At 58.4% G+C, this 589-nt stretch carries 1 protein-coding gene; it reads right to left on the bottom strand.

Going from position 1 to position 589, the window contains the following annotated elements:
• Positions 1-589 (bottom strand): TIGR00730 family Rossman fold protein (locus J4F31_12470; protein MCE2497367.1); only part of this gene is annotated, 589 nt, incomplete at both ends.

A 589-nucleotide genomic window follows, 5' to 3' on the forward strand; every position in this document is an offset into this window, starting at 1 on the left:
AGTTCCGGTAAAAATGTTGAATCTCGTCGACCGCGGCCTCGGCATTGTCGAAAATTTTCAACAATGACAAATCCGATTCCGAGATGAAGCTTCCGGGCAACAATTGGTGCGACACAAAATCCATCCACCGGCTCCAATAGTCGGAGCCCGGGGCCTGGAGACACACGATCGGCACGACGTTCGCCTTGCCGGTCTGGATTAAGGTCAACAGTTCAAACGCTTCATCCATGGTGCCGAACCCGCCGGGGAAAAAGGCGGCGGCGTGCGATTCCCGCACGAACAGGAGTTTCCTGGTAAAGAAGTACTTCAGGTGAACCAGCTTGGGGTCGCCGGCAATGGTGGGGTTCGCGCCTTGCTCGAAGGGCAGCATGATGCTGACGCCGAAACTCATGTCCTTGCCCGCTCCCTGGTGACCGGCTTCCATGATGCCCTGCCCCGCGCCGGTAATCACCATGAACCCGCGCCTGCTCAACAGCCGCCCCATCCGCGCGGCCAGTTGAAAATCGGGGTCGTCGGAAGGCGTCCTGGCCGACCCGTAGATGCTCACTTTCAGACAGTGCTCATAGGGCTGAAACACCCGAAACGCATG

Source organism: Flavobacteriales bacterium (genome assembly GCA_021296215.1).
Classification (GTDB): Bacteria; Bacteroidota; Bacteroidia; order Flavobacteriales; family ECT2AJA-044; genus ECT2AJA-044.